General features: G+C 69.6%; 24 protein-coding genes and 4 pseudogenes. 10 read left to right on the top strand and 18 right to left on the bottom strand.

The window, feature by feature from the left end; translation table 11 throughout:
• Window positions 1-249: 249 nt before the first annotated feature.
• A complete protein-coding gene (locus AB0M76_RS15110) occupies window positions 250-696 on the top strand; it encodes a hypothetical protein (protein WP_365953285.1) in 447 nt (148 codons plus the stop codon).
• 121 nt (window positions 697-817) lie between these two features.
• A complete protein-coding gene (locus AB0M76_RS15105; protein ID WP_365953284.1) occupies window positions 818-1,609 on the top strand; it encodes a protein kinase in 792 nt (263 codons plus the stop codon).
• 41 nt (window positions 1,610-1,650) lie between these two features.
• Here the strand turns inward: AB0M76_RS15105 and AB0M76_RS15100 are convergent, their stop codons facing one another.
• Both AB0M76_RS15100 and AB0M76_RS15095 read right to left on the bottom strand, forming a co-directional pair.
• Complete coding sequence (locus tag AB0M76_RS15100) at window positions 1,651-1,884, bottom strand: GntR family transcriptional regulator (protein ID WP_365953283.1); 234 nt, start codon at window positions 1,882-1,884, stop codon at window positions 1,651-1,653.
• Between the two features lie 750 nt (window positions 1,885-2,634).
• A complete protein-coding gene (locus AB0M76_RS15095) occupies window positions 2,635-2,877 on the bottom strand; it encodes a hypothetical protein (protein ID WP_365953282.1) in 243 nt (80 codons plus the stop codon).
• A 206-nt stretch (window positions 2,878-3,083) separates the two neighbouring features.
• On the opposite strand from AB0M76_RS15095, the pseudogene AB0M76_RS15090 reads away from it, so the two are divergent.
• Both AB0M76_RS15090 and AB0M76_RS15085 read left to right on the top strand, forming a co-directional pair.
• Window positions 3,084-3,299, top strand: a pseudogene (locus tag AB0M76_RS15090) (hypothetical protein); the annotation flags it as partial.
• An 8-nt stretch (window positions 3,300-3,307) separates the two neighbouring features.
• The gene (locus tag AB0M76_RS15085; protein WP_365953551.1) at window positions 3,308-4,654 is read left to right on the top strand and encodes a metallophosphoesterase; all 1,347 of its coding nucleotides are present in this window, start codon (window positions 3,308-3,310) and stop codon (window positions 4,652-4,654) included.
• Between the two features lie 228 nt (window positions 4,655-4,882).
• On the opposite strand, the gene AB0M76_RS15080 is transcribed toward AB0M76_RS15085, so the two are convergent.
• The 5 genes and pseudogenes from AB0M76_RS15080 to AB0M76_RS15060 all read right to left on the bottom strand — a co-directional run bounded on the left by AB0M76_RS15080 (window position 4,883) and on the right by AB0M76_RS15060 (window position 7,948).
• Entirely contained in the window at window positions 4,883-5,614 is a 732-nt protein-coding gene (locus tag AB0M76_RS15080) for a TetR family transcriptional regulator (protein WP_365953281.1), read from the bottom strand.
• Window positions 5,615-5,625: 11 nt separating this feature from the next.
• The gene (locus tag AB0M76_RS15075; protein WP_365953280.1) at window positions 5,626-6,063 is read right to left on the bottom strand and encodes a DCC1-like thiol-disulfide oxidoreductase family protein; all 438 of its coding nucleotides are present in this window, start codon (window positions 6,061-6,063) and stop codon (window positions 5,626-5,628) included.
• Window positions 6,064-6,066: 3 nt separating this feature from the next.
• On the bottom strand, window positions 6,067-6,471 hold the full coding sequence (locus tag AB0M76_RS15070; RefSeq protein ID WP_365953279.1) for a hypothetical protein: 405 nt from the start codon (window positions 6,469-6,471) through the stop codon (window positions 6,067-6,069).
• Between the two features lie 87 nt (window positions 6,472-6,558).
• Window positions 6,559-7,557 (bottom strand): annotated as a pseudogene (locus AB0M76_RS15065) (protein kinase family protein).
• A gap of 25 nt (window positions 7,558-7,582) precedes the next feature.
• The gene (locus AB0M76_RS15060; protein ID WP_365953278.1) at window positions 7,583-7,948 is read right to left on the bottom strand and encodes a hypothetical protein; all 366 of its coding nucleotides are present in this window, start codon (window positions 7,946-7,948) and stop codon (window positions 7,583-7,585) included.
• A 177-nt stretch (window positions 7,949-8,125) separates the two neighbouring features.
• Here AB0M76_RS15060 and AB0M76_RS15055 point away from each other — a divergent pair, with 177 nt between their 5' ends.
• Window positions 8,126-8,899: a helix-turn-helix transcriptional regulator gene (locus tag AB0M76_RS15055; protein WP_365953277.1), complete on the top strand. Its 774-nt coding sequence runs from the start codon at window positions 8,126-8,128 to the stop codon at window positions 8,897-8,899.
• Window positions 8,896-9,135, top strand: coding sequence for a DUF397 domain-containing protein (locus tag AB0M76_RS15050; protein ID WP_365953276.1), 240 nt, complete (start codon window positions 8,896-8,898; stop codon window positions 9,133-9,135). Before AB0M76_RS15055 ends, AB0M76_RS15050 begins: the two co-directional genes overlap by 4 nt.
• Before the next feature lie 67 nt (window positions 9,136-9,202).
• On the opposite strand, the gene AB0M76_RS15045 is transcribed toward AB0M76_RS15050, so the two are convergent.
• Window positions 9,203-10,081, bottom strand: a complete 879-nt coding sequence (locus AB0M76_RS15045) for a 5'-nucleotidase (protein WP_365953275.1) — start codon at window positions 10,079-10,081, stop codon at window positions 9,203-9,205.
• Window positions 10,082-10,216: 135 nt separating this feature from the next.
• On the opposite strand from AB0M76_RS15045, the gene AB0M76_RS15040 reads away from it, so the two are divergent.
• Window positions 10,217-10,828, top strand: coding sequence for a CAP domain-containing protein (locus AB0M76_RS15040; RefSeq protein WP_365953274.1), 612 nt, complete (start codon window positions 10,217-10,219; stop codon window positions 10,826-10,828).
• 4 nt (window positions 10,829-10,832) lie between these two features.
• On the opposite strand, the pseudogene AB0M76_RS15035 reads toward AB0M76_RS15040, so the two are convergent.
• Window positions 10,833-11,111 (bottom strand): annotated as a pseudogene (locus tag AB0M76_RS15035) (Uma2 family endonuclease); the annotation flags it as partial.
• A gap of 36 nt (window positions 11,112-11,147) precedes the next feature.
• Window positions 11,148-11,951 carry an alpha/beta fold hydrolase gene (locus AB0M76_RS15030; RefSeq protein ID WP_365953273.1) on the bottom strand — a complete coding sequence of 268 codons (804 nt, stop codon included), beginning with the start codon at window positions 11,949-11,951 and terminating at the stop codon, window positions 11,148-11,150.
• A 53-nt stretch (window positions 11,952-12,004) separates the two neighbouring features.
• Here AB0M76_RS15030 and AB0M76_RS15025 point away from each other — a divergent pair.
• Window positions 12,005-12,172: pseudogene (locus tag AB0M76_RS15025) on the top strand (DUF4132 domain-containing protein); the annotation flags it as partial.
• A 222-nt stretch (window positions 12,173-12,394) separates the two neighbouring features.
• Here AB0M76_RS15025 and AB0M76_RS15020 read toward each other — a convergent pair.
• The 7 genes from AB0M76_RS15020 to AB0M76_RS14990 all read right to left on the bottom strand — a co-directional run bounded on the left by AB0M76_RS15020 (window position 12,395) and on the right by AB0M76_RS14990 (window position 17,988).
• Window positions 12,395-12,961 carry a hypothetical protein gene (locus AB0M76_RS15020; protein ID WP_365953272.1) on the bottom strand — a complete coding sequence of 189 codons (567 nt, stop codon included), beginning with the start codon at window positions 12,959-12,961 and terminating at the stop codon, window positions 12,395-12,397.
• 42 nt (window positions 12,962-13,003) lie between these two features.
• Complete coding sequence (locus AB0M76_RS15015) at window positions 13,004-13,645, bottom strand: Uma2 family endonuclease (protein WP_365953271.1); 642 nt, start codon at window positions 13,643-13,645, stop codon at window positions 13,004-13,006.
• Between the two features lie 154 nt (window positions 13,646-13,799).
• On the bottom strand, window positions 13,800-14,567 hold the full coding sequence (locus AB0M76_RS15010; protein WP_365953270.1) for a succinate dehydrogenase iron-sulfur subunit: 768 nt from the start codon (window positions 14,565-14,567) through the stop codon (window positions 13,800-13,802).
• Window positions 14,567-16,321, bottom strand: coding sequence for a succinate dehydrogenase flavoprotein subunit (sdhA, locus tag AB0M76_RS15005; RefSeq protein WP_365953269.1), 1,755 nt, complete (start codon window positions 16,319-16,321; stop codon window positions 14,567-14,569). The genes AB0M76_RS15010 and sdhA overlap by 1 nt, the downstream gene beginning before the upstream one ends.
• Before the next feature lie 23 nt (window positions 16,322-16,344).
• Complete coding sequence (locus tag AB0M76_RS15000; RefSeq protein WP_365953268.1) at window positions 16,345-16,842, bottom strand: succinate dehydrogenase hydrophobic membrane anchor subunit; 498 nt, start codon at window positions 16,840-16,842, stop codon at window positions 16,345-16,347.
• A gap of 8 nt (window positions 16,843-16,850) precedes the next feature.
• Window positions 16,851-17,231, bottom strand: coding sequence for a succinate dehydrogenase, cytochrome b556 subunit (gene sdhC / locus AB0M76_RS14995; protein ID WP_078987295.1), 381 nt, complete (start codon window positions 17,229-17,231; stop codon window positions 16,851-16,853).
• 133 nt (window positions 17,232-17,364) lie between these two features.
• A complete protein-coding gene (locus tag AB0M76_RS14990) occupies window positions 17,365-17,988 on the bottom strand; it encodes a 2-oxo-4-hydroxy-4-carboxy-5-ureidoimidazoline decarboxylase (RefSeq protein ID WP_365953267.1) in 624 nt (207 codons plus the stop codon).
• 365 nt (window positions 17,989-18,353) lie between these two features.
• Here AB0M76_RS14990 and AB0M76_RS14985 point away from each other — a divergent pair, with 365 nt between their 5' ends.
• Together AB0M76_RS14985 and AB0M76_RS14980 are read left to right on the top strand one after the other, a co-directional pair.
• A complete protein-coding gene (locus AB0M76_RS14985; RefSeq protein ID WP_365953550.1) occupies window positions 18,354-19,097 on the top strand; it encodes an RNA polymerase sigma factor in 744 nt (247 codons plus the stop codon).
• Window positions 19,097-20,173: a hypothetical protein gene (locus AB0M76_RS14980; RefSeq protein WP_365953266.1), complete on the top strand. Its 1,077-nt coding sequence runs from the start codon at window positions 19,097-19,099 to the stop codon at window positions 20,171-20,173. The genes AB0M76_RS14985 and AB0M76_RS14980 overlap by 1 nt, the downstream gene beginning before the upstream one ends.
• 314 nt (window positions 20,174-20,487) lie before the next feature.
• Here the strand turns inward: AB0M76_RS14980 and AB0M76_RS14975 are convergent, their stop codons facing one another.
• Window positions 20,488-21,360: a L,D-transpeptidase family protein gene (locus tag AB0M76_RS14975; protein WP_365953265.1), complete on the bottom strand. Its 873-nt coding sequence runs from the start codon at window positions 21,358-21,360 to the stop codon at window positions 20,488-20,490.
• Window positions 21,361-21,484: the final 124 nt, after the last annotated feature.

The raw sequence follows: 21,484 nt of genomic DNA, 5'->3' as shown, positions 1-21,484 counted from the left end.
CTTGCCCTACTTCCGGTGGGGGACTTCACCCCCGACTACAGGGTCTTAGCGACCACTTCGCATTTCCACTGACTCCCCCCTGCCGGGTTGGCCAATCCGCAACCCCACGGCGCAAGACCCCTGGCAGGGGCGGGCATGCTCCCACCCCTCACGGGATGGGTACGCCCCGGGCGCACAGGAAGGTGCTAACGACACAGGCGCCCGGGGCGACAGCTAGTCCAGCACTCCACTAACCAGGAGGAACCAGCAATGACCGCAGTATCGGAAGACCTCAAGACGGGCCGCTCCCTCGTTGAGGCCGCACTGTTCGACAGCATCGCTGACTTCGTGCTGGCCCACTTCGGGGAGACCGACCGGGGCCGCGCGGAGCGCATCACGGATCAGGCGCTCGCGTTCCTCGCCACCGTCGGTACGGCCACGGTCAAGATGGTGCCGTCGGACGACGTGGACAAGGGCCTTCACGGGTTCATCCTGCACACCCGCGACTACCGCGAGTTCTGCGAGAAGCACGCGGGGGTGTTCCTGGAACACAACCCCCGTCCGGGTGGCGGGGGCCGGGTGCTCGAGGAGGTACAGGCCACCGCTCACGCCATGAAGGCGGCCGGCTTCATGGTCATGGATGACCTGTGGATCGTGGACGGCCAGAGCGCCGCTCAGTGCGACTCGGACTGTGGCCGGGACTACCGGGCCGCCTGACCCGCAGACGCCATACTCGTGAACCGCGCGGAGCCGACCACCAAGCCCGGTGGTCGGCTCCGCCATTGGAGGTGATCACATGCACTTGCAAGGACCGTTTGAACCGCCGAACGGTGCGCTCATGATCCTCAACCCGAAGGCGAAGACACTGGTTGCCAATCGCCGCGGGTCCTCAGTGTGGAAGGTCGAAACAGGCTTCGGTCCGTACGCCGTCAAAGTCGGCTACCCGTCGAAGACGCACACCTGGACGGCCCTTGCACCCGCACGGGAAGCCGCTGTTCTTCGCCAGCTCACCCCTGAGCGCATCCTCAGCGCCGAGTGGGAGCACGGCACATGGAACGCTCAGCCTTGGCGCAACGGCGACAGCCTCTATGAACTGTGGGAGCCGCACCGCTTCGAGACCAGCCCGCCCACCCCCGATTTGGGCGAAGCTCTTTCGTGCGCCGTCGCACTGGCAACCCTTCACGAGAAGGGCTGGGTTCACGGTGACGTCCAGCCGGCGCACTTCGTCATTGGGCGGTCGGCGGGAACCTTCCTGATTGACCTTGGCCTTGCCCAGGGCGGCAAGGTCCCGCGTGAGTACGATTTCTCGTACCACGGCTGTTTGGTGCACTACGAAGCCCCGGAAATCTCGGGATCAGTCCTGCGCACCGGCTACGCCGTGCCGACGCGCGAGTCTGACGTCTACGGCCTGGGGGCGTCCCTGTTCATCAGTGCGACCGGCAGTCGTCACGTGGATTACCCGGATGACGCTGAGCGCTGGGAGCAGCGCCGCGCCATCGTGGACAAGCCGCATCGGGACGTAAACGTGCCCGGGGTGCTGGGGAAGCTGATCGAAGCGATGATGAGTCGGCGCATTGCCGACCGGCCGTCCAGCACAGAAGTGTGCGAGGAGCTGAGAGCGGCCATGTAGCGCGCTATGGGCTGCCCTACTCCTGGGGTGCTGGGGTGGGGCTAGCCAGCATGGCGCCCCGCGACGAAGGATCCAATGCCCGGCGTCGTCGTGATCAACCCCTCTTCGCGGAGTGCCGCGGTGGCCTTCCTGACGGTCACCCGAGTCACGCCAAACTCCCGCTCCATCTGCACTTCGGACAGCTGGTGTAGGGGTGCGTACTCACCGGACGCAATGCGCGTCCGGATCACGTCGGCAATCTGAACCCACTTGGGGCGCGTTGGGTCGTACTCCACGCACCGACCGTACACAGGGGGCGGCATCTGGACATAGTCATGCCTACCTATAGCTAGGTGTAGACAGGGGTATACAGGTACGGCTAGCGTCGCCAAACGAAAGCGCCCCGGAAGACCGCTGGAACGGTCCGCCGGGGCTCAGCCGAAACAGCTTTAGGGAGCTGACCGACTATGCGCAATCTTATCCACCACATCCTTGCCGCGGTGATGTCCCTTCTCGCCCCCAGCCGGCCCGGCAGGCACAGCGCGGAGTATCTGGCAGAACGCCCCGTTCCCGCGTCTTCAGTGAGCCCCTGGTCCCGACCCTGGACGGGCCCGAGTGCAGCGCAGGTGCGGGAAATCTTCCGACCGGCCGAAGCGACCATGCGGCTTCGTACGTGCTCCGTCGAAGAACTGGAGAGGCGCTACGCAGCAGCATTCGTCACGATCGGCGTGGACTACTGGCAAGGTCTCGCGGGACCTGACCACTCGCGTTACACGGCAGGGGCAGCCGCATGACCGTCGAAGGATTGCAAGTCGCGCCCCCGACCGGAGACGTAGCGCTTTGCGTGAAGTGCCATCAGCTCACGACGGCCCCAATAGCCGTCCGTCGCATTGAAAGCGCTAGCGGCCCTGGAACGACCTTGTGGGCGTGTCCGGAGCACGCGGAGGAGCTGACCCCCGGCCCGATGCCGGGAGAGCTTCACTGGCCGTAGCGCCCCACAAGCATCAAGAAGCCCCGTCTGGCCATGCGCTGGGCGGGGCTTTCGCTTACCTGGCCTTGCGGTATGCGAGCACGCTTCGCAGCCCGATCACGCCAACCGCCGTCCCGAGAATGAACGACACCACAGCAAGAGTCAGGTGCACCCAGAAGTACGCCGTCGGGTCTCCTGCGTCATCGAAGGCAAGGCCGCTGCCGTCCTTCCACAGGTTCTTAGCGAACGTCGTCCAGATAACCCATGACCAGACGCCGAACGCTGCAAGGAACCAAGAGGCGGCGCGGCTGAGCTTCACGGGAATGTCCTTCGAGAAGGGGGCGAGACGTTCCCCACCAGTATGTAACCGGCGCTGTGGCCCCTTAGGCGGGGGTGTTGAATTGGCCCATGACGACACTGGCCATCGGCGCCCCGCGCCCCATGTGGGGACCCGCCCGCGCGGGCTCTCTAGCGCCCCGACCAGCCAATACGCTAGGTTGCAAGGGTGTCCGACTGTCCTGGGCAACTTTCGTCCGGAACCTGTGGAAGGACGCCAGCGGTCTGGCATTCGACGCGGCGGGCGAGCCGACGGCCTACTTCTGGGTACACCTTCTCCTGGCCATCGCCTCCTTTCTCCTGGGGACGGCCGTTGGTGTGATCGGGTTGCGCGGCGTCCTCGCTCTGCGGCGTGAATCACGCCGGGGTTCGGACGCGGATCCGGACGCGGGTCCGGACGCGTGAAGATCGCCATGTTCGCGGTGATCGCGGTGCTGGTCCTGGCCCTGCTGGTCCTGGTCCACCGCTGGCTGTGGATCCGTCTGGTCCGCGATACGACGGTCCCGCGCGGCACGGCGCGCCGGATCGGCACCACCCTCGCGTTCACCCTGCCGCTCCTCTCGCTGGCCGCCCTCACCACGGGCCGCGCCGGTGCCCCCTTCTGGCTCCAACAGTCCGTGGCCTGGCCGGGTTACATGTGGCTCGCGGTCCTCCTGTACCTGGCACTGGCGATGCTGCTCGCCGAACCGGTCCGAGCCCTCCTCCTCCGCCGAGCGCCTGCGCACATCCAGCCCCTCCAGTCACCCCAGCCCCTCCGGCGTCTGAGGCGCGGGGGTCCGGGGGCAGAGCCCCCGGGTCTTTCCGGGTCCGGGCGGAGCCCGGGGAACGGTGGAAGGGCGGGTAGGGGAGAAGCCCCGCAGGGCCCTGCGACCGCCCTCGACGACCCGCTCCCGCGCGAGCAGAGCCTGAGCCCGGCGGTCCAGGACCCCGCAGGGGCGACCCGACGCCAATTCGTCGCACGAGCGATCGGCGGCGCCGCCGCCCTCGCAGCCACCGGCACCGTCGGCTACGGCACGTACGGCGTCCTCCGCGGCCCCCGCGTCAAGCGCGTCCAAGTCCCCCTCGCCAAACTCCCCCGCGCCGCGCACGGCTTCCGGATCGCCGTCGTCAGCGACATCCACCTCGGCCCGGTCCTCGGCCACGCCCACACCACCCGCATCGTCGAGACGATCAACCGCACGCAGCCCGACCTCATCGCCGTCGTCGGCGACCTCGTGGACGGCAACGTCCACGACCTCGGCAGCGCCGCCGAGCCGCTGCGCCGGCTCCGCGCGCGGCACGGCTCGTACTTCGTCACCGGCAACCACGAGTACTTCTCGGGCGCCCAGCAGTGGATCGACCACGTCCGCGAGCTCGGCCTCACGCCCCTGGAGAACGCCCGCCGGGCGCTCCCGTACTTCGACCTCGCCGGGGTCAACGACGTGCAGGGGGAGACCGAGGGCCACGGCCCGGACTTCGTCGCGGCCCTCGGCGACCGCGACCGGGCCCGCGCCGCCGTGCTCATGGCCCACCAGCCCGTCGTCATCCACGACGCCGTGCGACACGGCGTCGACCTCCAGCTCTCCGGGCACACCCACGGCGGCCAGCTCTGGCCGGGCAACTACCTCGCCGAGCTCGCCAACCCCACCGTCGCCGGCCTCGAGCGCTACGGCGACACGCAGCTCTACGTCTCCCGTGGCGCGGGCGCCTGGGGACCCCCGGTCCGGGTCGGCGCTCCGTCCGACATCACGGTCGTCGAACTCGCCTCGTATCAGGCCTGACCGGTCGCAACCGGTGACGACCCGCCGTGAATCGGCCTTCCCGGGGCCCAATTTCCCTGATGGGATGACCGTTAATCGGACATGGGGATCCGATGAACGGTCACATCCAGGGCATTCGCATGCCCTCGGCCAGAAGCTCACCGCGTACCAGTGCGACGGCACCGGGGGCCGGCGCCTGTGGGAGCTCAACTGGCTCCAGCCGGTACGCAAGCGGCGCCACCCAGGGCGCTACGCCGGCCCGGGGTCCGGGTCCGAGGCCCGCTTCTTCCTCGACACCACCGTCTGCGCCATGCCCGGCAGGAAGTCCGCGAACAGCTCGTGGACCTCGCGCACCAGCGGCCGCAGCACCCGGAACCTGGCCAGGACGATGCCCCGAGTCGTCAGCTGCGCGCCGCGCTCCGCGAGCCGCCGCGTCTTCTCACTGTTCGGGGACCGGTCGAAGACCCAGTAGAGGACGAGCCCCATCTGCGAGAGCCACATCAGCTCCGGCAGCACGTCGGCCAGCTCGTCCGGGACCTTCGTCTTCGCGCCCGCCAGCACCTCGCGGTGCATGTCGATCGCGGCCTTGCGCGCGGGTTCCGATTCGGGGGAGAACGGGCTGAGCGGGCTCTCCGGGTCCGCCGCGTTCTTGAAGAACTGCGAGGCGAACTCGTGGTACGGCGCCGCGATGTCCAGCCAGCTCGTCAGCACGCCCGCGAGCCGCTTCTGCAGATCGGTCTCGCTGTCCAGGATGGGCCGGACCGCCGCCTGGTGTGCAGCGCCGATCCGGTCGTAGAACCCCTGGACGAGGTGTTCCTTCGAGGCGAAGTAGTAGTAGGCGTTGCCGACCGAGACCCCGGCCTCCTTGGCGATGGCCCGCATGGTCGTCTTGTCGAAGCCGCGCTCCTGGAAGAGACGGAGCGCGGTTTCGAGGATGAGCGTGCGGGTCTGCTCGCTCTTGGGAGCCTTCTGATCAGTCACGGTGTACGAGCCTATCCGGGTACGGCGCAGTGGTCGTCACAGGCCGGTGCCTCGGGCTCCACTTCGCCCTCCGACCCGGGCTCGGTCCGTACGGCCTGCCGCCATGCCGAGGCGGTGTACATGGCGGCCCGGGCGAAGGGCCGGCCCGCCGAGGTGGCGAGCCAGTTCGCCTTCGGCCGGTGCTCCGCCAGCGCCCACAGGCACACGATGAAGGCGTCGGTCCCGGTCCACACCTGCCCGCCGTCCCCGATGACGGTGATCTCGCGGAGCGTCGACGCGTGGTCGAGCTGCGGGTAGCGCCGCTGCGCCTCGTAGGACCCGGCCGGGATCAGCCGGAGCGGTACCAGCCAGCGCTGCCCGAGGAGCCAGTGCCGGATGTGGACGCAGAGCGGGCAGTTGGCGTCGTACAGCACCGTCAGGTGGTGCGTGGCCGTCGTTGCCGCGGCCATCGGTCAGGCCCCGGCCGGAGCGGTCCACCCCTGCGGGGCGACCGGCGGGGTCTGCTGACGCTCCATGATCCCGCGGCGGCGCATCTTGTTCAGCACCCAGACGTTGCCGAGGTGCATGATGCCGAGGACGAGCAGGACGACACCGATCTTGACCGACAGCGCCTCGAAGAGCCGGCGGGCGGTGTCGATGCTGACGTCCGAGCGCAGGTAGAGCGTCACGAAGCCGATGTTGACGAGGTAGAAGCCGACCACCAGGAGGTGGTTCACGGCGTCCGCGAGCTTCTCGTTCCCGTGCAGGACGTCGGCGATGAAGATGCGCCCGTTGCGGCTGAGCGTGCGGGCCACCCAGACGGTCAGCGCGATGCTGACGAGCAGGTAGATGACGTATGCGATGACGGTGAGGTCCATGCCCTCGCCCCCCTTGAACGTGTTCAACTTGTTGGCAGGACTGACTGTAGACCTCTTTTTGAACAGGTTCAAGCTTTCTGGGGAGAGCTACTTCGAGGCCTCCGCGACCGCCCCTGCCGGGAACGGCGTCCGCTTGCTCTCCGTCACCAGCCGCCGGTGGAAGCCTGCCGTCACGAGCCCCGTCGCCGCGTGCCGGTCGAGCAGCGCGGCGGCCTCGGCCGGCACCCCGCCGCGCCCGCGCCCCGCGATCCACTCCCGTAGGAAGGCCTCGTGCTCCAGGTCGTCGCGCTCGTCGGCGCCGGGCAGGTGGTACCGCAGGAGGTGGCTCGCGGTGTACGCCCGGTCGTAGCCCAGGTGCTCCGTCAGGAACCGGGCCTCGTCGGGCGCCAGCTCGAAGCGGGTGCTGAGCGCGAGCCCGAAGTCGGCGAAGTGGATGAGCTCGCCGTCGGTCAGCACGTTGTGGAAGTGGGCGTCGAAGTGGACCAGTCCGCGCGAGCTCATGAACTCCGCCCCGCGGAGCAGGGCCCGGTCGGCCCAGTCGTACGCGGGGTGCCCGGCCAGCCAGGTGCCGAGCCGGTGCGGCACGTGCTCCAGGAAGAGCACCAGGCTGTACGAGGCCCGACCGATGGCCTCCAGCCGCCGGCGCACGGCGTCCGACCCCTCTCACCGGGCGACGGCCGCGTCGATGCCGTCGCCTCCGGGCGGGCGGTCGGGCAGTACCCGCCAGTGGTACATCAGCGGAAAGCCGTCGTACGCGCCCTCGATCACCCAGCCGGTGGTCATGGCGTGCGCGGCGAGCTCCCGCCAGGCCCCGAACCCGGCCGAGCCGACCCCGTACTGGTAGTGCAGCGGCAGTCCGAAGAGGTTCGCCGTGGACCGTACGTTGCGCGGCAGCAGCTCGATGTCGGTCAGCGGCACGCGCTTGACGAAGACCCGCGTCCCGTCGATGTCCAACTCGGCGGGCCGGCCGCCGATACCGGACCTGAGGGGTGTCGCGGCGGCCGTCAGTGCGCGGAGCCGGTGGTCGCTCAGCAGGGACAGGCGGGTGGAGACGGCGGAGTACGCCGTGAGTCGCTCTCGGTGCATCCGGGCGACGCTACCGGCGGGCACGTCACACCCCGGTCACCTTTTCCAGCAGATCCGGGTCCACGTACGGGGCCTCGCGGGTCGGCACGGAACGCCAGGCGAGGGGCCAGGTGGTCCCGTACGGGGCGGGTACGCCGACGTACGCGGAGGCGTTCCGGGTGCGGGAGGTGTACCGCTGCGCGTACGTCGGCCAGGTCCGGGCGCGGGCGGTGTGGGGCGGGAGCAGGAAGTACATCCACCGGTACCCGGTGAGCTCGTACACGATCGGCCCGGGGTCGTAGTTGCTGAGCTGGCAGAGGCTCTTGGCGACTTCCTCGCCGAGCTGCCCCTGGATCCGGACGGCATCGAAGTGGACTCCGGCGAGCCGCAATTCGAATCCGGAATCGGGCACCAGTCGGGGGCCCAGGGGGGTGGCGGGATTTCCTCGTTCATGCGGCAAGGGTTGTGGGCGCGGGCCTACGCTGAAAAGTAGTCGAGCCGTTACGGACGGCTATGCGAGAAGGGCTGTGAAGCTGTGGCCGACCCTGTGAACCCGAGTGAACCCCTCCCCTCTGCGCTGCGACGCGGCTTGGGCGCCCAGATCCGGACCCTGCGCGAGAAGAACGGGGTCTCCCGTGCGGAACTGGGAAGCCAGACCAACTTCTCGGGCTCGGCGATCGGGGCGTTCGAGCGGGGCGACCGGGCCATTGATCCGGGCATGGTGGTGCAGCTCGACGAAATCTTCAACGCCAATGGCGTACTGATGGCGGTCGTCCCCTACCTGGAGGAGGAGCGGCACTCGCCGCAGTACAGCAACTTCACGTCCATCGAGGCCAAAGCGGTGAGCCTGTGGGTGTACTCCACACACATGCTGCATGGGCTCTTACAGACGGAGGCCTACGCGCGCAGGCTGTTCGAGGCGTATCGGCCGACGGTGCCTGCCGAGGAGATCGAAAAGCGGCTGGCAGACCGGTTGGTGAGGCAAAAGCTCCTCCATCGGGATCCGGCGCCCGAACTGTGCTTCGTGATCGAACAGTCGGTGCTCTTGCGGAAGACCGGCGGAGAATCCGTGTGGCGGGACCAGATCCGCCACCTGCTGGAGGTCGGTCGACTCCCTCACGTCTGCATCCAGGTGGTGCCCCTGGACTGTGAGGAGCCAGTTGGTTCGGATGGCTCGATGACCCTCGTGGAAGTGCCCCAGTACCGAATGGTTGGCTATGTTGAGGTGCAGGAGCACAGCTGGTTGATCCAGAAGCCCGAGGCGGTCAGCGGGATGGTTCAACGCCATGCGAGCATCCGAGGGTTGGCCCTCACACCGCGGGAGTCGACGCACCTGATCGAGCAGTTATTGGGGGAGCGATGAGCACCGAACTGGCATGGTTCAAGAGCAGTTACAGCGGCGGCTCCGGCGGGGAGTGCGTCGAAGTGGCCCTCGCCTGGAGCAAGAGCAGCTACAGCGGTGGCGACGGCGGTAAATGTGTGGAGGTGGCGGAGTGCGCCTCGGCCGTCCACGTGCGGGACTCCAAGGACGTCACCCGCCCCGCCTTCACAGTCGCCACAACGGCCTGGGCCGCCTTCACGGCGTACGTCCGGTCGTAGTCCCGACCTCACCGACGGTGAATCACGTGATCGGCGGCGCAGCGGCCCTCAGGGGAGCGCGGGCGGATCAGCAGGGCGGCCGGAGGCCGGCGCGGTCGGTGTGGGGGCGGTCCGCCGAGACGATCGCGGCCTCGGGGCGGGGCATCGGGGTGCCGTCGGGGAGGAGGAGGGGGGCGGGTTCCAGGACGATGCCGACCTCGGCACCGCGGCGGGTGGTGTTGGCGGCGGTGACGCGGTTCAGGGGGGCCGGGGTCAGGGTCTGCGTCTCGCGGATGTACGCGACGAAGCTCTCGAAGTCGCGCTGGTGGCGGTACGGGGCCTGGAAGCCACCCAGCGCGCCGTAGCCGTCGTTCGCGAGGAAGGTGTACGAGGGGAACGCGAGGCGGTAGGTGCCGGTGAGGTTCAGCGGGACACCGTCGATGAACACGTCGGCCGGGTTCACGCGGTCGCCGATCCTGCCCAGGGTGTAGAAGGTGTAGCGGACGTTCTTGGAGCCGGCCAACGGCGCGAACAGCAGCTCCCCGCTCGCCGCGATCGTCCACTGCTGCTCGAGGGCGTCGTGGATCTGCCGGCCGGTCACCGTCGCGCTGACGATCGGGTCGCCGAAGCCGACGGCCTTCCAGGTGCGGCCGAACGTGACGGCGCCGCCGGAGGCCGTGTCGCGGACCAGGTCGCCCGCGATGATGGCCTGGCCGACGCGCGGTGCCGCGGCGACCAGGGCGAGCTGGGCCGGGATGTTGGGGTGGATGTTGGCGTCGTTCTCGGGGTCGGTCGGGCGGCGCCCCGCCCACAGCGCCCAGTCGGCGACCAGGTCGGTGGCGTGGGCGGGGATGCCGGTGGCGAAGGTGGCTGCGGCGGTTCCCATGGCGGTGAGGAACGTCCGGCGCCCGACGTGGTGAGAACTGAGGTCCGGATGCGTGCTCTTGGAGTGCGAGTGCCTCGTCACGGGGGGAATGGTCCCGCCGGGCGGGGCCGGTGTCGACGCGCCGGGCCGTACGCCTGCGGCGGGGCCCGGATGGCGGGGCGGCGGGGTCGGTGGCAGCCTGGAGGGGCGGGGGCGTGAAAGGGGAGGTGGACCTCCTTGAGCAGGCACGTTTCACTCATCCGAACCGCACGGACCCTGGCCGTGGCCGGAATCCTGTCGGCGGCACTCGTACCGGTCTCGGCGGCGCCGGCGACGGCCGTCACATGCGATGCTGCGGCCGCTGCCCGGGCGCCGGCCAGCAGCAACGACAGCGCCGCGCGGAACGCGGTGATCTGCCTCATCAACGCCCAGCGCACGCAGCGGGGGCTGCCGGCCCTCACCGTGAACCAGGCCCTGACGAATGCGGCGCAGCAGCACTCGGCCGCGGCCGTGCAGCTGAAGTGGTGGGGCCCGGACAAGGATTCGCACACCAACCCGCAGACCGGTTCGACACCGGGGACCCGGATCAAGGCCGCGGGCTACTGCCCGAACCCCAGGTCGTGGGGCTACGCCGAGATCACGTACACGGGCTGGGGCGGCTCGGGGACCCCGAACGCCGCGGTCAACTGGTGGGTGAACGTCAGCACGTACGGCCACCGGCAGATCGTCCTCGACCCGTCGATGCGGGAGATCGGCGCCTGGGCCCAGCCGGGCGCGGCGGACCGCGCAGGGGCGGGCGCGAGCCAGGCCGGCACCTACGTCGTGACGTTCGGCCGCTGCCAGCAGTGACCGGTCACTCGGCGTCGGGATCCTGCGGGGCGCGCTTCCTCGGCTGCGGCCGGCCGGCAGCCAGCAGCTCCTCGACATCGAGCGTGACCTTGGCGCCGAGGCTGTCGGGCAGGGTGGCCAGCTCGCCGGGCGCGTACACCCGGTGGCTCCCGTACTCGCCTCCGGCGGGCTCGGTGAGGACGTGCACCCGCTGGTGCTTCCGGTTCACGATCACGTAGACCGGGATCACGGCTTGGGCGTACGCGCCGACCTTGAAGCGTAGGTCGGTGTTGAAGTTGCACGAGCGGCTCGGTGGCCACTTCGGCGATCCAGGCCGCCATCACCGCAGGAAGTCCAGCAGCAGGGCCGTCGTGTCCTGCGGGCGTTCCAGGGACGGGAGGTGGCCCGCCCAGGGGAGTTCCAGGTGGCGGGCGCCGGGGATGCGGTGCGCGAGGTCGGCGGCGATGTCGCGGAAGTCCTCGACGTCGTGGGCGCCGCCGATCGCAAGGGTCGGGGCGGCGACGGCCCCGAGGTCGATCTCGTGCTCCGGGAGCTCGTGGTGCCCCTCCACGGTCAGCGCCACGTCGAAGATGCGGCGCTGCATGGTCCGTACGAGCGCGCGGGCCTCCTCGTCCGCCGACGGGCCGAGCCAGGTGTCCACCATCAGCTCCACCGCCCCCGCGACGTCCCCCGCCTCCAGCAGTGCGTCCTCCGCGTCGGCGACCTTCCGGAGGGCCGGGCCGCGCTGCTGCGCGGGGACGGCGGAGCAGAGCAGGGCCAGTGCGGACACCCGCTCCGGGTGCAGGGACGCGATCCCCAGGGCGACACGGCCGCCGTACGAGGACCCGGCGAAGGCGGCCCGTTCGATGCCGAGGGAGTCCAGCAGGTCCAGTACGTCGTCCGCATCGCGGTAGGGCGCGACGGCCGGCGGCGAGTCCCCGCAGGTACGGAAGTCGGCCCGGACGACCCGGAATCCGGCCTCGGCGAGCGGGCCCCACTGCGGCTCCCACATCCGGCGGTCGCAGACGGAGGAGTGGAGCAGGACCAGCGCCGGGCCGTTCGCCGGGCCGGCGACGTCATGCGCAAGGAGGGGGTTCACGGCGTTCACGGGGTTCTTGGGGTTCATGGGGTGCACGGGAGTCATGAGGGCATCCTGTCCGAGACGCGGGCCAACCGCCCCTGGATATCAGGCAGCCGATGCGCTGTCAGAGCCTGCTGTGGGTGGTGGACGGCACCCCGGTCGGCTTCGCCGACGGCGAGCTGTGCGCCCTCGCCGACACCCCGGTCACCGCGGGCGCCGAGGTGACGCTCTGGCATCCCATCGACCGCGAGCCGGCCGAGGTCGCGGCCTGGCAGGACTGGCTCGAACGGCACGGCATCACCCAGCCGTTCAAGCAGGCCCACCGCGAGGTGTACCCGCTCCCGACGCCGAGCTCCGCACCGGCACGTACTCCCGGCGGCGCGCGCGGCCTCCGGGACGGAGACCGGCTGCCTGCCCTTCGAGGGGGACCGGACGCTCGCCCTGATCCTCAGCAAGGCGATGGTGCTGGCGGACGACACCGGCATCACCGACCAGGCGATCACCCGTCAGATACTGAGGGAACGGGCGTAGTTGATCTGGTTCATCACCCAGGGGTACGTTCCCGCGTCGACCGCCGGGATCATCGTGGAGTGGTGGCGGCCGCCGCTGGTGACGGTGACCTGGATGTAGCCGGTGGTGGTCTTCTCCTTCATGAGGAGGAAGAGCAGGCCGAGCAGGCAGAACAGGAAGAAGATGACCGCGAGCACGATGGCGTGCGCCGGGATCTTCGTCTCGGTGCGGGAGAGGTCCGAGGCGTTCCACATGGCGCCCTTGAGCGGCATCGGGCCCGAGGGGGTCATGATCTGGTCCCCGGCGATGGTGATGTCGCCGAGGGCCAGCCCGGACCCGCCGCCGTAGGCCGGAGGCTGCACGGGCGGCATCATCGGGGGCTGCCCCGGGGCCGGGATGCCGGCGCCGCCGACGGTCGGCTGGTAGCCGGGCGCGGGCGGAGTGGCCGGGTACCCGTACCCGGGGCCCCCCGGAGTCGCCGGATATCCCTGCGGATATCCATAACCCGGGCCCCCTGGAGCCCCGTTGTCACCTGAGTACGGATTCGGCTGCTGCTCGCTCATGCGCTCGATCTTTCCACAGCCCTGCCCGACCTCGTACCCCGGTCAGGAGAGGTCGCCCTCTTCGCTTTCGGGCTTGCGCCGCGCGGCGGTGAGGACCGCGGCCACGTCCAGGGTCACCTTGGCACCGATCGACTCGGGGAGGGTGACGAGCTCACCGGGGGCGTGGACGCGGTGGGTGGCGTACTCGCCCTGGGCCGGATCGGTGAGGACGTGCAGGCGGTTGTGCCTGCGGTCGACGATCACGTAGACCGGGATCTTGGCGTTGGCGTAGGCGCTGACCTTCGTCCGCAGGTCCGTCTTGTAGTTGCTGGAGGTGACCTCCAGGACCAGGCGGAAGGAGACGGGGTCGTAGCAGTTGTTCTCGACGAGGTGGTCTTCGAAATCCGCGTCGACCACGGAGAGGTCCGGGATGGCGTAGTCCTCGCGCCCGTCGGGGAGCCAGAGGCCAACTGCCTGGACGACCGTCGACTCTTCTCCGTGCAGCCCCGCAGTGAGGAAGGGCAACATGAGGTCGGTCAGGCCCCGCCCGTGGGCGCCGTCTGCTGGTGGGGACACGAGGATCTGCCCCCCGATGATCTCGACTCGGTAGCCGGGGAGCCGCTCCACGAGCGCGTTGGCCTCATCAAGGAGTGAGCGCTCGGTCTGCGGTTCGCCGTAGGGCTGCTCAGCGGGTGCTGCGGACATCACGTGCCTCCCGTGGGCTGCTGTCGAGAGCATCATCGTAGGACGGGAACCGGCTCGGCCGCCGGATGCCGTGCGTTCGCCCGAACGGGCGAGGGCCCCGCTCCCCGGTGAAAACCGGTGAGCGGGGCCCTCGTACGAAACGCGGACCGCCAGGTCAGAAGCGGCGAGTGATCAGGGCGCGCTTGACTTCCTGGATCGCCTTCGTGACCTCGATGCCGCGCGGGCAGGCATCGGTGCAGTTGAAGGTCGTGCGGCAGCGCCACACGCCGTCCTTGTCGTTCAGGATCTCCAGCCGCTGCTCGCCGGCCTCGTCACGCGAGTCGAAGATGAAGCGGTGGGCGTTGACGATCGCCGCCGGGCCGAAGTACTGGCCGTCGTTCCAGAACACCGGGCACGACGAGGTGCACGCCGCACACAGGATGCACTTCGTCGTGTCGTCGAACCGCTCGCGGTCCTCGGCCGACTGCAGACGCTCACGCGTCGGCTCGTTGCCCTTGGTGACCAGGAACGGCATGACGTCGCGGTACGCCTGGAAGAAGGGGTCCATGTCGACGACGAGGTCCTTCATCACCGTGAGGCCCTTGATGGCCTCGACGGTGATCGGCTTCTCCGGGTTGATGTCCTTGATCAGCGTCTTGCAGGCGAGCCTGTTCTTGCCGTTGATCCGCATCGCGTCGGAGCCGCAGATGCCGTGCGCGCACGACCGGCGGAAGGTCAGCGTGCCGTCGAGGTCCCACTTGATCTTGTGGAGACCGTCGAGCACGCGCTCCTTCGGGTCGATCTCGATCTGGAAGTCCTGCCACTGCGCCTCGTCCGAGATCTCGGGGTTGTAGCGGCGGATCCGGAACGTGACCGTGATGAAGGGGGAGGCGGCGGCCGCCTCTTCCATCTCGTCCGTCTTGGACAGGGTCGGGGTGGCCATCAGTACTTACGCTCCATCGGCTGGTAGCGGGTGACGACGACGGGCTTGTAGTCCAGCCGGACGGAGTCCTGACCGTTGTCGTCGACCTCGCGGTACGCCATGGTGTGGCGCATGAAGTTGACGTCGTCGCGGTTCGGGTAGTCCTCGCGGTAGTGACCGCCGCGGGACTCCTTGCGCGCCAGCGCGGACACGGCCATGACCTCGGCCAGGTCGAGCAGGTTGCCCAGCTCGATGGCCTCCAGCAGGTCCGTGTTGAAGCGCTTGCCCTTGTCCTGGACGGACACGTTCTTGTAGCGCTCGCGCAGCTCCGCGATCTTCTCGACCGCGGTCTTGATGGTCTGCTCCGTACGGAACACCATCACGCAGGCGTCCATCGTCTCCTGGAGCTCCAGGCGCAGCTCGGCGACCCGCTCCTTGCCCGTGGAGTTGCGCAGCTGCTCGACCAGGTCGATGACCTGCTGTGCCGGGTTCTCGGGGAGCTCGACGTAGTCGTTCTCCTGCGAGTACTTCGCCGCGGCGATACCGGAGCGCTTGCCGAACACGTTGATGTCCAGCAGCGAGTTGGTGCCGAGGCGGTTGGCGCCGTGCACGGAGACACAGGCGACCTCGCCGGCCGCGTACAGGCCCGGGACGACGGTGGTGTTGTCGCTGAGGACCTCACCCTCGACGTTCGTCGGGATGCCGCCCATGGCGTAGTGCGCGGTGGGCTGGATCGGGATCGGGTCCGTGTACGGCTCGATGCCCAGGTACGTACGCGCGAACTCGGTGATGTCCGGGAGCTTCGCGTCGAGCTGCTCCGGCGGCAGGTGCGTCAGGTCCAGGTACACGTGGTCACCGGCAGGACCGCAGCCGCGGCCCTCACGGATCTCGGTGTAGATGGAGCGCGAGACGACGTCACGGGACGCGAGGTCCTTCATGACCGGCGCGTACTTCTCCATGAAGCGCTCGCCGTCCTTGTTGCGGAGGATGCCGCCCTCACCGCGGGCGCCCTCCGTCAGCAGGATGCCCATGCGCCAGATGCCCGTCGGGTGGAACTGGAAGAACTCCATGTCCTCGAGCGGCAGGCCGCGGCGGTAGCAGGCCGCCTGGCCGTCACCCGTGAGGGTGTGCGCGTTGGAGGTCACCTTGAAGAACTTGCCGGTGCCGCCGGAGGCGTAGATGACGGCCTTCGCCTGGAACACGTGGATCTCGCCGGTGGCGAGCTCGTACGCGACCACACCGGCCGACTTCTTGACGCCGTCCTCCTCGACGATCAGCTGGTCCAGGACGTAGAACTCGTTGAAGAACTCCACGCCCTCCTTGACGCAGTTCTGGTACAGCGTCTGGAGGATCATGTGGCCCGTGCGGTCCGCGGCGTAGCAGGACCGGCGGACCGGGGCCTCGCCGTGGTTGCGCGAGTGGCCGCCGAAGCGGCGCTGGTCGATGGTGCCGTCCGGGGTGCGGTTGAACGGCAGGCCCATCTTCTCCAGGTCGAGGACCGCGTCGATGGCCTCCTTCGCCAGGATCTCGGCGGCGTCCTGGTCGACCAGGTAGTCACCGCCCTTGACCGTGTCGAAGGTGTGCCACTCCCAGTTGTCCTCTTCCACGTTCGCCAGCGCGGCGGCCATGCCGCCCTGCGCGGCACCCGTGTGGGAGCGGGTGGGGTAGAGCTTCGTCAGCACCGCGGTGCGGCTGCGCTTCGTCGACTCGATGGCGGCGCGCATGCCGGCGCCACCTGCGCCGACGATGACGGTGTCGTACTTGTGGATCTTCATTGGATTCGCCTCAGCCCCGTTGCCTAGCGGATGTTCGGGTCGAAGGTGAAGATCACCAGCGTGCCCAGAAGGATGGTGAACACGGTGGCGGTGTAGAGCAGGCCCTTCAGCCACAGCCGCGTGTTGGCGCGCTCCGCGTAGTCGTTGATGACGGTACGCAGGCCGTTGGCGCCGTGCAGCATGGCCAGCCACAGCATCAGCAGGTCCCAGACCTGCCAGAACGGGGACGCCCAGCGGCCGGCCACGAAGGCGAAGCCGACCTTGGAGACGCCGCCGTCCAGCACCAGCTGGATCAGGAGGTGGCCGATGACCAGGACGACGAGGACGATGCCCGAGAGGCGCATGAAGAGCCACGCGGCCATCTCGAAGTTGCCGCGGGTCGAGCGCGGGGTCTTGCCCGTGCGCTTGCGCGGGGCCTCGATGTACGGCGCCGGGTTGTCGACGTCGTAGAGGCTCACGCCCTCCACGTCGCCGATGGCCTGGGCGGAAGAAGTGTCAGAAACCGTGTTGTTCGAAGACATGGCGCGTGTCACTTCCCGAACAGTTCAGCAGCTGCGTGACCGAGGACGGGGTACAGGGCCCCGGCCATCAGGATGATCCAGACGATCATCACGCCCCAGAGCATCTGCTTCTGGAGACGGGGGCCCTTGGACCAGAAGTCCACGGCGATCACACGGAGACCGTTGAGCGCGTGGAAGAGGATGGCGGCCACGAGGCCGTACTCCATCAGCGCAACGATCGGAGTCTTGTAGGTAGCCACGACATCGTCGTACGCCTCGGGGGAGACGCGGACGAGAGCGGTGTCGAGGACGTGTACGAACAGGAAGAAGAAGATGAGGACGCCGGTGACTCGATGAGCCACCCAGGACCACATTCCTTCCCGGCCGCGGTACAACGTTCCAGCCGGCACGGAAAACCCTCCGGAAGCGGGGCGGGGGCCAGCCGGCTTCTTTGTCGGTCGGGCCCGGCCGGGTACGGTCCTCCGGCCCCGGACATCGTAGCGACGCTTTGTCGGTTCCCTCGCGCCGGGTCCATCGGTGTGATCAAACAGGCACGGACGGACTATCCCACAGGGGCGAATAGCCCGAATTCGCGGCAGAAACCCCGTCCGGCGAGGTCAGCCAATGTGTCAGGTCGGCGAGCCGGACCTGGGCGAGGCGGCGCAGCTCGTCCGCCGAGATCGACCGCTCCTCGTCCGCCTCGAGCTCCATCCGCCGCCGGATCGCGGTCAGCAGCTGGTCCGCCTGCTCCTCCGGCGGATGCCCGTCCAGGCAGATCACGAAGGCGCGGCCGAACTTGCGCTCGTACTCCGCATGGGCCGCGTCGAGCGCCAGGAGCGCGGCGTACGAGGCCCCGTGGTCCAGCTCCACCGGGAACTCCGAGGCCAGCGCCTCGCTCAGATCCGCCTGGGAGAGGTCGTACGAGGCCTCGGCGGCGGCGGCCAGCAGCGCACCGGGATCCGGGTAGGGGCGGTGGGTCGCCACCCGCAGGGCCCAGCGCCGGCTCCCGCAGCAGTGCAGCAGGACGGCCTCGGCGGCTTCGGGGGAGAGGGTGTTGAACCGCGCCAGCCCGGAGTCGTGAGAAGGATCGGAGGAGCCGCGGGCCTGTGCCGGGAGATGGCTGGACAGCGGGGGGCTCCTCGGGGCGTGGCGCGGGTGTACCGCCACGCTAGCGACGCCGGGCCGGGTGTGTCGTACCCATCCGAGGTTTTCACCCGGAAGTGAGCCGAAAGGATGACGTGATGACGGGCGGCGCGCCGGAAAGCCGGGAGCGGCGGCGGTGCAGGGAGGGGCAGAGGGAGATGAGGAAGGCGACCGAGGCCGCCACCCCCCACAGGAGAGGCCCCGGTCGCCGTCCGTACGGGCTCGTGCGACAAGCCCGTACCCCTGTCAGCGCCGCGAGTGCGTTTTGTGTCACACCCCGCTTCGCGCACGATTGGTTGCTCCCCGTGCACCACGTGGACGAAGGTACTTGAAAGCCGTAACGTGCTGATTTGCGCCACACGTACAGGACAGTGAACGGGTTGGGGACTTTGCTGGGGGACGACGCGGAGCTGACCGCCGCGGTGCTCGCGGCACAGGGCGGTGACGAGAGCGGGTTCCGTGCTGTGTACCGCGCCGTGCACCCACGCCTGCTCGGTTACGTACGCACGCTCGTCGGGGACGCCGACGCCGAGGACGTGACCTCTGAGGCCTGGCTGCAGATCGCCCGCGACCTCGACTCCTTCACCGGCGACGCCGACCGCTTCCGCGGCTGGGCCGCCCGGATCGGCCGCAACCGGGCCCTCGACCACATCCGTATGCGCGGGCGCCGCCCCGCCATCGGCGGCGACGAGACCGAACTGACGGGCCGCGCCGCCGACAGCGACACCGCCGGCGAGGCGATGGAGGCCCTGTCGACCGGCCGGACCATGGCGCTGATCGCACAGCTTCCGCAGGACCAGGCCGAGGCCGTGGTGCTCCGCGTCGTGGTCGGCCTGGACGCCAAGAGCGCGGCCGAGACCCTGGGCAAGCGCCCCGGCGCGGTACGCACCGCAGCCCACCGGGGCCTGAAGAAACTGGCCGAGCTGCTCGGCCAGGAGGGCGGCTTCGCGCCGGACCTGGATCCGGGGTCGGATGCGGCGGAGCCGGTCGGCCATAATGCCGGTGGCCAGGCGCGGGACGGCAGGGGCGGGAGCGATCTCGACGCCGTACCCGCTCAGCGCGGCCGGGGCAGTGGCCTCGTGGAGCAAACCGGTGTGACGCATTCACGTTGGCGGACGCAGAAGGACATGTGATGGCCGACGAGCGCAACAGGTGGCTGGACAAGGCCGCGGCGGAACGAGTGCTGCGTGGCGGCCCGGCCGCACCTGGCGCCGACCGGCGTGCCCACGAAGCGGAGGCCCGGCTGCGGGCCGCTCTCGACATGCTGGCCGCGCCGCAGCCGCCCGCCGGGGTGGAACTGTCCGGCGAGGCCGCCGCAGTGGCAGCCTTTCGCGCGGCGCGCGGCGGAACCGTCGCGGGCGGGGCGTCCGGGGTTGCTTCGGCGGGCGGGGCGTCCGGGGTGCCTTCGGCGCCCGGGGTGTCCGCGATAGCCGCAGCGCCCCGGATGTATGCACCGGCCGGCGCCGACACCACCCCCCTCGTGGAACTCGGCACGGCCGCCGTCCCCCTCACCGTCGCCGCGTCCCGGCGCAGCCGACCGGCGCGCTTCGCCCTGGTCGCCGCACTGGCCGGCGTCGCCGTCGGCAGCCTGGCGGTCGCCGCCGGGGCCGGCCTGCTGGACCGGGTCACGAACGACACGGCGGGACCCGCACCCGCGGTCTCCCTCAGCGCCGACGAGAACCGGACGACGGCCGGCGACACCGCGGGCCCGACCCTCGCACCGCAGCTGCGCCCCACCCCGCTCCGCGGCACCGACGGCTCGGCGCCCAGCCCGGGCACGGCTCAGACGCCGGGCGCGGACGCGGGCGCGGTCCAGGGATTCGGAACCGGACCCGGCACCTCGTCCGGCGGCAGCGCCGGCCAGGACGATGCGGGCGGCACGGGCGCGAAGGACGGCAAGGACACCTCCGCCGGCGGGACCACCTCGCTGAAGGACGCGGACAAGCAGAGCCGCCTCAAGGCGGTGGACCTGTGCGAGGCCTACCGGTCGGGGCACATGACCTCCGACCGCCGCGAGCGGCTCTCGAAGCTGGCGCAAGGACTCGCGCGCATCCCGCACTTCTGCGAGGCGCTGCTCGACGGGCCCGTCCGGAGCGGCGCGCCGACCGTTCCGCGCACGGCCGACGACGGGAGCCCCGTACTCAAGGCCCCGACGTTCGTCCCGGCGAGCCCGGTCGCATCGTCCCCGGTGGCCCGCACGCCGCGCTGACGGCTGCCGCTACAGCTGTCAGGCGTTCCGTCAGGCGTTCCTTCGGGTGGTCCGCGAGCACTCCTCGAGCGGGTTCCGAGCGGCGGGGTGAACGGGCTGTAACACTTTTCGAACCTGCGGCGCAGTACATAACGAGCCGACTGGTCATCGGCCGCGCATGAGCCGGGGTTCCCCCCGTACCCCTGGGCTCTGCGCACCCGGCGCGGGCGGGGTTCGTTCCCCCGGCCCTGCCCGCGCCTTTTACTTCTTCGACCGGATCGCCGGGATCACCGGGATCGCCCGGGGCCCATCGCCATCACGCGGATCGCCCGGGATCACCAGTAGACGACAACCTTGTCGCCGACGTGCACCTGGTCGAACAGCGAAGCGAGCTTGCCCTTGTCCCGGACGTTCACGCAGCCGTGCGAGGCGCCGGCGTAGCCGCGGGCCGCGAAGTCGGCGGAGTAGTGCACCGCCTGACCCTGGCTGAAGAACATGGAGTACGGCATCGGCGTGTGGTAGATGGTCGACGTCCATTCCTTGGCCTTCCACTCCACCTTGAACTCGCCCTCACGGGTCGGGGTGTTCTCGGAGCCGAAGCGGACGTCCAGGGTGGAGACGATCTTGCCGTCGATCATCCAGGCGAGCGTGCGGCTCTCCTTGCTGATGCACATGACGCGGCCCGTCATGCAGCGCGGGTCCGGCGCGTCGACCTCGTTGACGGTCGGCGGGCGCAGCTCGTCGGCGGTGGGCTTCTTGCTGAGGCTCTGGATCTTCTTCCAGGTGGCCTCGTCGACCGCACCGGACGCCGTCAGGCCGTTCTTCGTCTGGAAGGCCTTGACCGCGGCGGTCGTCTTCGAGCCGTAGAAGCCGGTGGGCGCGACCGTCATGTACTTGAGCTGCTTCAGGCGGGCCTGGAGCTCGCGCACCTGTTCGCTCTCGTCGCCGTTCGCCATGACGGCCTTGACCGTCGGCGAGGGAGACGCGGACGGCGAGGCCGACTGCGAGGCGGACGGCGAGGGCGAGGCGTCGGCGGGCTTGTTGTCCGTCGACGGGGAGCTCTCGGGGGTGGAACCCGCCGCGGACGCGGACGGAACCGAAGAGGCGGAGCCGGCCGGCTCCGTCTTCTGGGGCCCGCAGGCGGTCGCGGCGAGCGCGACGGCGGTGGCCACTCCGAGCGTGCGGACTATGACTCTCTGGCGGTGCATTGCAGTCCCCCGATTTCTACGTCGTGTATCTAGGTGATGCCTGGCGGGCGTGGAGAGTTGCAGACGATCCAGGGATGTTGCGCCATTGTGACCAGCGGCCGTCAGGGGACGGCCGGAGCCGTCG

Origin of the sequence: Streptomyces sp. NPDC051364 (assembly GCF_040682115.1) — a bacterium.
In the GTDB taxonomy this organism is placed as follows: Bacteria; Actinomycetota; Actinomycetes; order Streptomycetales; family Streptomycetaceae; genus Streptomyces.
Note: the sequence above shows the minus strand (reverse complement) of the source record. Positions and strands in the feature narration are given on the sequence as shown.

What these genes read in the sequence shown, in the direction of transcription:
- AB0M76_RS15110 (WP_365953285.1), top strand. Translation starts at nt 250, where the DNA reads ATGACCGCAGTATCGGAAGACCTCAAGACGGGCCGCTCCCTCGTTGAG.
- AB0M76_RS15105 (WP_365953284.1), top strand. Translation starts at nt 818, where the DNA reads ATGATCCTCAACCCGAAGGCGAAGACACTGGTTGCCAATCGCCGCGGG.
- AB0M76_RS15085 (WP_365953551.1), top strand. Translation starts at nt 3,308, where the DNA reads ATGTTCGCGGTGATCGCGGTGCTGGTCCTGGCCCTGCTGGTCCTGGTC.
- AB0M76_RS15075 (WP_365953280.1), bottom strand. Translation starts at nt 6,063, where the DNA reads ATGGCCGCGGCAACGACGGCCACGCACCACCTGACGGTGCTGTACGAC.
- AB0M76_RS15070 (WP_365953279.1), bottom strand. Translation starts at nt 6,471, where the DNA reads ATGGACCTCACCGTCATCGCATACGTCATCTACCTGCTCGTCAGCATC.
- AB0M76_RS15050 (WP_365953276.1), top strand. Translation starts at nt 8,896, where the DNA reads ATGAGCACCGAACTGGCATGGTTCAAGAGCAGTTACAGCGGCGGCTCC.
- AB0M76_RS15030 (WP_365953273.1), bottom strand. Translation starts at nt 11,951, where the DNA reads ATGACTCCCGTGCACCCCATGAACCCCAAGAACCCCGTGAACGCCGTG.
- AB0M76_RS15020 (WP_365953272.1), bottom strand. Translation starts at nt 12,961, where the DNA reads ATGAGCGAGCAGCAGCCGAATCCGTACTCAGGTGACAACGGGGCTCCA.
- AB0M76_RS15015 (WP_365953271.1), bottom strand. Translation starts at nt 13,645, where the DNA reads ATGTCCGCAGCACCCGCTGAGCAGCCCTACGGCGAACCGCAGACCGAG.
- AB0M76_RS15010 (WP_365953270.1), bottom strand. Translation starts at nt 14,567, where the DNA reads ATGGCCACCCCGACCCTGTCCAAGACGGACGAGATGGAAGAGGCGGCC.
- sdhA (WP_365953269.1), bottom strand. Translation starts at nt 16,321, where the DNA reads ATGAAGATCCACAAGTACGACACCGTCATCGTCGGCGCAGGTGGCGCC.
- AB0M76_RS15000 (WP_365953268.1), bottom strand. Translation starts at nt 16,842, where the DNA reads ATGTCTTCGAACAACACGGTTTCTGACACTTCTTCCGCCCAGGCCATC.
- AB0M76_RS14980 (WP_365953266.1), top strand. Translation starts at nt 19,097, where the DNA reads ATGGCCGACGAGCGCAACAGGTGGCTGGACAAGGCCGCGGCGGAACGA.
- AB0M76_RS14975 (WP_365953265.1), bottom strand. Translation starts at nt 21,360, where the DNA reads ATGCACCGCCAGAGAGTCATAGTCCGCACGCTCGGAGTGGCCACCGCC.